The organism is Protofrankia sp. Cj5, from assembly GCF_917627405.1.
GTDB lineage: Bacteria > Actinomycetota > Actinomycetes > Frankiales > Frankiaceae > Protofrankia.
The window spans coordinates 88,909-97,943 of record NZ_CAKJTO010000004.1 but is presented as its reverse complement, the minus strand read 5'-3'; the positions used below and the strand labels follow the sequence as shown (position 1 = coordinate 97,943).

Here is a 9,035-nt window from a genome sequence, read left to right as displayed (position 1 = left end):
GCGGACAGGTGCGGGCCTGGTCGGTGGCCGCACCGCCGCGCTCGGTCGGTTCCTCGGGCCGCGCGGTGCCGAGCGCGGCCCAGTCCACGATCCGGATGCGGGCGGGGCGTGCCCCGCCGACGGGTGGCGGGGCACCCAGGTAGCCGGATTGGAACAGGCGTGGGGTCCGCGTCTCGTCCTTCGTGCACAGGATCATGCCGCGGCCACGCAGCCGGCCGGGGATGGCCGCGGCATCCGGTACGCCCAGGACCTCGACGCTGTCGGCCGGTTCGTTCTGCCGTAGCGTGATCCGAAGATCGATGTTGTTCTTCAGCTCGGCCGACAGCTTGCCCTGTAGCGACTGGGTGGCCAGCACCAGGTGCATGCCGAGCGACCGGCCCTTGGCCGCGACGTTGACCAGTGCTCGCAGGAAGTCCGGGGACGTCTCCAGCACCCGCGCGAACTCGTCGAAGATCATCACAAGGCGGGGGAGCGCGGGCAGCCCAGGCGCGGAGCGCAGAGCTTTCCAGTACTCGTCGATCTCGCCGCCGTAGCGGGCGAGCAGGGACTCCCGGCGGTTCACCTCCGCCCGTACCGAGGCGAGGACCCGGTCGGCCGCGGCCTGGTCGAAGACGTCCGCCGGCGTCTCGCCGGTGGAGCGGATGAGCGCGACGACATGCGGGCAGCGCTCGAACGGGAGGAACGCGCTGCCGCCCTTGAAGTCGACGAGGACAAGGTTCAGCTCGTCGGGAGTGTTGGCCAGCAGCAGCGACGTGACGAGCGTCTGCAGCAGGATGCTCTTGCCGGCGCCGGTGGCACCACCGAGCATCGTGTGCGGACCCTGTCCGGCGAGGTCGACGGTGACCGGCCCGTCCCCATCCGCGCCGAGGAGCACCCGGGTGGTCGGCCCCGGCTGGTCCGCCCACAGGGCGAGCACGTCGTCCGCGGATGCCATCCCCACGCCGACAAGGTCGAGAAAACGCACCGGGTACGGGATGGCTGTCTCCGCGTTGCCCAGCGACAGCCGGTCACGTAGCGGTGCGACGGCTCGTGCGAGCCAGCCCGCCTCGCCGGGGTCGATGCCCTCCTGGCGGCCGACCGCGGCCCGCTCGCCACGGCGGTGAGTGAGCCGGACGGCACCGCTGTCGTCGACCTGGCATTCGGCGCGGCACTCGTTCATGCCGTGCCGGTCGACGGCGATCACGTACACGCCCGCTTCCGGTCCGTCCCGCAGGATCGCCTTCATACCCGGCAGGTTGCGCAGCGCGAGCGCGCCGTCGAGCAGGACGACGACATCCTCGGCGAAGCGGACATTGGTCGCACCACGGCGTTCGGCGGACCGGATGGTGATCAGATCCCGGAGTTCGGCGATCCGGCTTGCCCGGGTCGCCTCGGTGTTGCCGACCCAGCAGGGCACCGGGCCCGCGTCACCGGTGGCGACATGCGGTAGCCAGGTGGCCCAGGCCAGGTGGTCACGGCTGCTTGATGTGATCAGGACGATCCGCAGGTCGTCAGGGCTGCGGAGCACGCCGAGCTGAAGCACCAGCCACCGGGCCAGCGCATCCGCCGGGCCGCTCGGGCCGGTGACGCCGAGTACACCCACGGCGCGCAGGTCAACCGTCAGCGGCACGCCACGCAGGGCCGGCTCGGTGAACCCGTCCCACCGTTCGCCGCGCAGGTCGATCGACGCGGGTTCGCCGGTGGTGCCCACCCGTAGTCGCAGGCCGTCGGGAGAGTCGGCGTTGCGCGGCCACACGCCGCGGCTGGCTCCGGTCGCGGCGAGGGTGAGATCGAGCTGGTCGGGTGCCTGCGCACGGCGGGCGCTCTCCTCGGTGGCCGCCGCCGTCGCGATGGTACGTAGTGCCTGGGCTTTCTCCGTTTCGAAGCGCCGGTCGTCGGCGGCGCGCTGCCTGCGGCCCACCACCTGGTTGCCGATGACGCTGACAGGACCGAGCAGGCACATCGCCAACACGACGGGGTTACGCATGGCCAGGAAAAGGACTCCACCGATCACGACCGGCAACAGCGCGGGGAGCCAGACAGCGCTTCGGGAGGCGGTATGACGAGCGGGTGCCGCCGGCAGCTCCACCTCGGCCCGCCTGATGTCGGGTGTCGCCGCGAAGGCACGGTCGAAGTCGAGGTGACCGTCCCGGCTGCGTGTCGTCGACAGCGGTGAACGCGGCAACGGCACCCACTCCATGCGGTCGGTACCGATCTCGAGGATGGCGCCGGCCGCAAGGGGAGCAGGCCCGGCCATGGGTCCGTCATCGACCAGGGTGCCGTTGCTCGAATCGAGATCTTCCACCGTCACTGTGGCGTCCTGGCACACTGTGAGCGCCGCGTGCCGGCGGGAGACCTCGTTGCAGGTGAGCACGATCCGCGCCTGCGAGTCCCGGCCCACCAGATGGCATCCTTGATCGAGCCAGACGACTAGGCCGGCGTCGTGCCCGTCGAGTATCCGCAGCGCGCCGACGATGCCGGGCGCAACAGCCCGCGGCTGCGGGCCCGACACGCCGACGCTGATCGTCGCGCCGTGCACCAGCGGGCTGTCGACGACGCTCCCAGCGGGGTCGAGTGGTCGGTCGCCGACGAAGCAAAGGCGGTTCCCCACCGGTATCGGCAGCGCGTTGAGCACGGAGCCGACCCCCGTCTCCGGATCGGCTGAAATCTCCACGTCACACCGGGTATCCGTACCGGGGTCGTGCACACTCAGCCTGATGATCATTTTCTGCGTCGCTCCCGAGCGCGTCCGGCATCACCACTGACAGGCATAATCACAGCAGGAAATCATCATTGACATGGCACTGACCGGTTTGCGCAGCGCAACAGCGCTGACGACCGTTGATGAGGATGACAAAGAGCGTCCGGCATTGCCCTGCGCTGAGGTATCTGTGCCAGAATCGCGCATGGCAAACTTACCCAGGTCGGTCGAGGATCTCACTCCCGCGATGCTGACCGCTCTGCTGCGTGAGGCCCATCCGACGGTCGTGGTCGACGGGGTTGATCTGATCGGGGCAGCCCGGGTTGGTGTCGCCACGGCTACCGGAGAGAAGGCGTCGACCGCGGATCGCCTGACGCTCGGGCTACGGTACGCCCCGGGACGTGACGCCGGGCTGCCGCCACGGATGTTTCTCAAGACCCTGCTGGTCAGTGGGGATGAGCAGGGCCTGCCGCGGGCCGCGCCGGCCATGTACCGCACCGAGATCGGCTTCTATCGGCAGGTCCGCACCCGACTGGACGTGGAGGCACCCCGGCTGTTCGCCGGTGAGCTCGACGAGGAGACCGGGCAGTTCGTGGTGCTGATCGAGGATCTTTCGCTGCGGGGAGCGACATACCCCAACGCGCTCGGATCGCTGAGTTCTGACCAGGTCGCCGCACTGCTCGCCGAGCTCGCCAAGGTCCACGCTCACTACTGGTCAAGTCCTGGTCTTCAGCAGGCCTTCCCATGGCTGGAGACACCGGGCTCGGGGGAAACCACGGAGTTCTTCCGAAGCACCGGCCGACGAATCTTCGACAAGCAGCTGAAGCTCGACTGGAAAGCCGAGATCGTGGCTGCGCTGGGGCGTCCGAACGATGAGCTCTGGGCGGCGCTGTGGAAGCTTGAAGATCTTATGGAGAAAGAACCGCGGTGCCTGCTGCACGGCGATGCTCATGTCGCCAACACCTATCTGCTGCCGACGGGGGGCGGCCTGCTGGACTGGCAGTTCTGTAAGGCTGGCAACTGGGCGCACGATGTTTCCTACCTGATCGTGACCGCACTCGACTCCGAGCGGCGGCGGGCCCTTGAGCGGGATCTCATCGCCGGCTATCTGGACGAGCTCGGTCGCCACGGTGTCGTGCCCCCCAGTGCCGATGACGCCTGGCTGCTGTACCGGCAGAACATCGTTTGGGGGGTGGTGGTGGGCTGGGTGATGACACCTCCCACCCATCACGGCCCAGCCCTGATCAGCGCCAACCTGCGACGGTGTGTCACGGCCGCCGCCGACCTCGGGTCCTTCGACGCTGTCGCCTGACCACGGACGCCTGACCACGGACGCCTGACCACGGCCGCCTGACCACGGACGCCGTCAGCGGTGTCCCGGGCATCGCTGAGCTGATCAGCGGCCGGTGGGCCTGTCGGCCGTGGCGTCCGTGGCGGTGCTGTCGGCCGGCAGAGCGGGGGAGTCGACCGGGCCGGGGGCTTGGCCGAGCCGGGATGACGGGGCTGCCAGCATCCCGGACATGGCCTCGATCAGGTCTGTAACCAGATCGTCCAGCCTCTCGGCCGAGAGCGGGACGGCTAGGCCGTGGTCGGCGGGCGCGGTTGCGGGGCGCTCGGCGGCGTTGGCGTGCGCTTCGTTGGGGTGGGCTCGTTCGTAGTCGGCAAGCGCGGCGATGGCCATCCGCATGGCAAGGTTGAAGCGTCGCCGGAACACCGGCTCCGGCAGGGCGGGAAGCGCGTGCCACAGCATGTCCCGGGCCTGGCGAAACGTGGTGTCTGTTAGGTTGTCCGGCCGGCGGATGCGATGGTCGCGCGCATGGTCGGCCTGCAGCCGGGCCAGGAAACTGACGTACTGGCCGTGACCAACCAGCTCAGCCAACGGCCGCACGATGGCCCCGACCGTGGCCTGGAGCATGGCCGTCGGCTGCGCCGTCACCTGCGTGACCATCTCGGCTCGGCGCTCCGCGTCCGTGCCGGCCGGTCGCGTGGTCGCGTCGCTGGCACCGGCGGCCTGGGCGAGTAGTACCGATCTGCGTGCGTTGAGCACGGTCGCGCGATGTTCGAAGATTGCTTCGAGGAGTCGCTCCTTGTTACCGAAGTGGTACTGCGCCGCTCCGGTGTTGTGGCTGCCAGCGGCGGCCGCAATCTCGCGTAGCGACACCGCGTCGAGCCCTCGTTCCGCGAACAGGCGTTCAGCTGCCGCGATCAGGGCATCACGGGTGATCCTGCCGCGGTCGTAGCTGCCGCGTCGCCCGTTGCGGCCTCGGTCGCCGGTGCTGGTCGAGACGGTCACCCTTCCAGTCTGACGTGGGCGGCCGCCGGCATCGTCGGGCCGTCCGGACCGTTCCAGCTCTTTTCATCTTCTGGCACAACTGCTTTAGTTCTCGATGCCAGCTGACCCTCCGTCCGTCCAGGAGCTGTTGGTCGGTCGGGCTGTCGGTTATGTGTACGTTAGGCTCATGAGTTGATCATGAATGGGGGCCTCGATGGTGCTGCCGCGCGGGGTGCGGGGCTGACCGGGCCACGCTCGCGGGCCTGGTCGGCCGCTGGCCCCACGACCGGTTCCTGATCTTCCAGCGGGCCGGTGGCCGGCCGCACTGGTCACGAGGTGGCCACCCATGAAACTGCAGCGGAGGTTCGATGACAACTGACATTCCGGCCATCATTTCCGTGGACGACCACGTGATTGAGCCGCCGCACCTGTGGCGGGACTGGCTGCCCAGCAGGTACCGCGAGGTGGGCCCACGGGTGGTGCGTGCGCCGTACGAGATGATCCCGGCAAACGGCTGGCCGTTCCGGATGGCCACGAGCGGCCCGGAGACCGACTGGTGGGTGTACGAGGACCTCCGGTACGCAGTGGTCGCGGGAATGGCGTCCGCGGGCCTGAAACCGGAGGAGATCGGTAAGGAACCGGTGGGGTACGACCAGATGCGGCCAGGATTCTACGAGCCGGCGGCACGTCTGGTTGATATGGATGTGAATCATGTCGAACGGTCCCTGTGCTTCCCGACCTTCCCCAGGTTCTGCGGCCAGACTTTCTACGAAGCCAAGGACAAGGACCTCGCGTTGGCGTGTGTGCACGCCTATAACAACTGGATGGTCGAGGAGTGGTGCGGCGACAGCGGCGGCCGGCTTATCCCGCTCTGTCTGATCCCGTTGTGGGACGTCGAGCTCGCGGCGGCCGAGGTGCGTCGAAACGCCGCTCGTGGTGTGCGCGCTGTCGCTTTCAGCGAACTTCCGGCAAAGCTTGGCCTGCCAAGCCTGCACGATGCCGAACGGCGATGGGATCCGCTGCTGCGGGCCTGCGCGGAGACCGCGACCGTGATATGCATGCATATCGGCTCGTCCTCGCAGTTCCTCACCACTTCGGCGGACGCGCCGACCAGCGTACGGATCGCAATCACCGCGGTGAACTCCCAGATGGCGATGGCGGACTGGCTGCTGTCCGGCGTACTTGCACGTTTCCCCACCCTGAAGATTGCTTTCTCGGAAAGCCAGATCGGGTGGATGCCGTACCTGTTCGAACGCGCCGACCGGGTCTGGCGTATGGGTAATGCCGCGTCCGGGCTGCCGCCAGAAATGACGGAGGCGCCCAGCAGCTATGTGGCCGGCCGGGTTTACGGGTGTTTTTTCGAGGATGACTTCGGGCTTGTCAGCCGTCATGCCATCGGCGTAGACCAGATCACTTTTGAAAGTGACTACCCGCACCAGGACACCACCTGGCCGAACACCCGTGGCTACGCCGAACAGGCAATGCGGGATATTCCTGCCGCTGATATCGAGAAGATAGTACGGACGAACGCCATCCGCATGCTCGAGCTCCCGCCGGTTCTCGCCGGGTAGCGGCCATCGCCGACGACCATCAGGGCCAGGGCCAGGGCACCACAGCGCGGCATCCCTGCGCTGTGGTGCCCTCGGCATGTCGGGGAAGGGGTTGGGGTGTGCGTGGGCGGCTGGACGTGACGGCTACCTTCGAAGAGATCACATTTAGCTAAATTATTGTTCATTTAAGGTTTTTAGGGGTGAGGGGGCCCGAGCTCGTAGATGTTGTCCGAGATGTTGTCCGACTTCGCCGGCTGGCTGCGACAGCGGCGGGCCGCGCGGAATCATCCTGATGGTGACTCCATGGTTAATTTTTTAATACAGAAAGTCACTTTTTATCATCTAAATCACCGGAGGAATTGGAATGTGTGCGGAAAGTTATTTATTGCCGTAAGTTTGGTGGGCATACTTGCGTTGGCGGCATGCGGGGGCGGCTCGACCAGGGACACGCCTGAGGCGAGTGCGAGCACAGGCAGTCAGTTGCCCGGTGAGCCGATCAAGATGATGGTCATCACTGCGCTGTCCGGGCCATCGGAGGCGTTTACCGACATTCCGCCGGCTGTGAACGCCGCCACCACCGCGATCAACAAGGCGGGTGGCGTCAAGGGCCGGCCGCTTCAGGTTACCGTTTGTGACGATCAGTTTGACCCGAACAAGGCCGCTGACTGCGCGAACCAGGCGGTCGCCGGCAAGTACCTGTTCGTCACCGGAACTTCCGCGAACGGTGACCGGTACATGCCGATCCTGGAGAAGGGGAAGATCCCCGTGGTCGGTCAGATCCCGAACAGCGCCAGCGAGCTGAAGAGCCCGTACTCGTACCCGTTCATCTCTGGCGTCATCGAGGTCGCGGGCGGTGGAACCGCCTGCGGCAAGCTCGGCAAGAAGACCCCCGCGGCGGCCATCGTCGACCTCGCGGCCGGCCGTAACTCCGCCTCGCTGATTGGTCTGGGCCTCAAGCCGTACAACCTGCCGCCTCCCAGGAACGTCTTCATACCACCGACCGCCACTGACTACACGACCTACGCGGCCAACCTCAGCGGCACTGACTGCGTCGATGTCGTGCTCGGCGGCGCAGGCTTCGAGCGACTGACCCAGACACTGCGCCAGTCCGGCAACAACGAGACCGTGGCCTACGGCTCGAGCCAGGTCAGTCAGAAGGGGATCGATCGGTTGGGCGCGGCCGCCACCGGTGTGGTCCTCGTTGCTCAGAACCCCGCGGTGACCGATACCAACGTGCCCGCGGTGAAGAAGTTCCACGACGAGGCCGTCGCCAATGGCACGTCCGCGAACGAGCTGACCGACGAGGGCCTGATCATGTGGGGGACGACCCACCTGGTAGCCGAGCTGGCAGCCAAGATCACAACGGTTGATGGCGAGAGCCTGGCCCAGGCACTCAACACCGCCGGTGATATTGACTACTCACCACTACCGAAGGTGAACTTCGCCAAGCCGGTTCAGGTCATCTCCCCGGACAACAGGATCTTCACGACCGATGTGCGGTTCTCGGAACTCAGGGATGGCAGGCGCGTCCCGCTGTTCGACGGGCAGTCGATCAACGTGTTCAACCCATCCTGATGCACCACCGGCCGGGCCGCGAACGGTGGCCCGGCCGGATCAAAGGGCTTCGCGCCCAGGCGCGGCACACACGAGGTCGAGACGATGAGAACATGTTGACAGGACGGGTCGCTCTGATCACCGGAGCGGGACGAGGGCTGGGTGCGGCGCACGCGCGGTTGCTGGCCGCTGCCGGCGCCGCGGTGGTCGTCAACGACGTCGGGGCGAGCCTCGATGGTCTGACCAGCGGTGATCCGGTTGCCAGCAGCCTGGTTGCCGAGATCACAGCCGCTGGCGGCCGTGCTTTGGCGGATATGTCCGACATATCGACCTTTGCTGGCGCCGCGGTCGCGGTGGAGCGGGCACGAGACGTGTTCGGGCGGATCGACATCCTGGTGAACAACGCCGGGATCGTTGACACTTCGGGGGTCGAGGCGCTGACCGAGGAGGCCCTCGATCGGGTGTTCGCCGTTCATGTCAGAGGCAGCGTCGGCACGACGAGAGCCGCGTTCGGGCACATGCGCGCCCAGGGCTTCGGCCGGATCATCAACACGATTTCCGAGGCCGCGCTGGACATGCGGATGTCCGACACGGTCGCCTATTCCTCGGCCAAGGCGGCGATCTGGGGGCTGACCATGGCGACGGCGAAGGAGGGTGCCCGGTACGGCATCACGGTCAACGCGATCTCGCCGGGCGCCCGTACCCGGATGTCGGCGGGAGCGCTCGACGCCGGTCTTTCGGCTGGGCTCGATCTCGCCCCTGAGCACGTGTCCCGGGTGGTGACGATGCTCGCCTCGCCCGAGGCCGGCGACATCACCGGGCGGGTCGTGCACGCGGCGGCCGGAGAGGTCCGTGAGTATCTTCTGCGCCGGTCCGCCGATACAGATCTTGTACGTCGTTTGGTCGCCGCATCCTGATATCGGCTTAGAGCGACCGGCAATAGGGGACGCGGCGTCGCGGGGCTGGGGCACGCACCTCA

The 9,035-nt window shown here is 67.2% G+C and carries 6 protein-coding genes; 4 read left to right on the top strand and 2 right to left on the bottom strand.

The window, feature by feature from the left end; translation table 11 throughout:
* Positions 1 to 2,704, bottom strand: a 2,704-nt coding sequence (locus MJ777_RS02460; RefSeq protein WP_239372844.1) for an FtsK/SpoIIIE domain-containing protein, incomplete at its 3' end; no start/stop codon positions are given.
* A gap of 181 nt (positions 2,705 to 2,885) precedes the next feature.
* On the opposite strand from MJ777_RS02460, the gene MJ777_RS02455 reads away from it, so the two are divergent.
* Positions 2,886 to 3,992, top strand: a complete 1,107-nt coding sequence (locus MJ777_RS02455) for an ecdysteroid 22-kinase family protein (protein WP_239307864.1) — start codon at positions 2,886 to 2,888, stop codon at positions 3,990 to 3,992.
* An 84-nt stretch (positions 3,993 to 4,076) separates the two neighbouring features.
* Here MJ777_RS02455 and MJ777_RS22845 read toward each other — a convergent pair whose 3' ends face one another.
* Positions 4,077 to 4,973, bottom strand: coding sequence for a TetR/AcrR family transcriptional regulator (locus tag MJ777_RS22845; RefSeq protein ID WP_305039300.1), 897 nt, complete (start codon positions 4,971 to 4,973; stop codon positions 4,077 to 4,079).
* Between the two features lie 347 nt (positions 4,974 to 5,320).
* On the opposite strand from MJ777_RS22845, the gene MJ777_RS02445 reads away from it, so the two are divergent.
* From MJ777_RS02445 to MJ777_RS02435, 3 genes are all read left to right on the top strand, one after another.
* Positions 5,321 to 6,523: an amidohydrolase family protein gene (locus tag MJ777_RS02445; RefSeq protein ID WP_239307863.1), complete on the top strand. Its 1,203-nt coding sequence runs from the start codon at positions 5,321 to 5,323 to the stop codon at positions 6,521 to 6,523.
* A 459-nt stretch (positions 6,524 to 6,982) separates the two neighbouring features.
* Entirely contained in the window at positions 6,983 to 8,077 is a 1,095-nt protein-coding gene (locus tag MJ777_RS02440) for an ABC transporter substrate-binding protein (RefSeq protein ID WP_239372842.1), read from the top strand.
* A gap of 92 nt (positions 8,078 to 8,169) precedes the next feature.
* A complete protein-coding gene (locus tag MJ777_RS02435; protein WP_239307861.1) occupies positions 8,170 to 8,973 on the top strand; it encodes an SDR family NAD(P)-dependent oxidoreductase in 804 nt (267 codons plus the stop codon).
* Positions 8,974 to 9,035 lie beyond the last annotated feature (62 nt).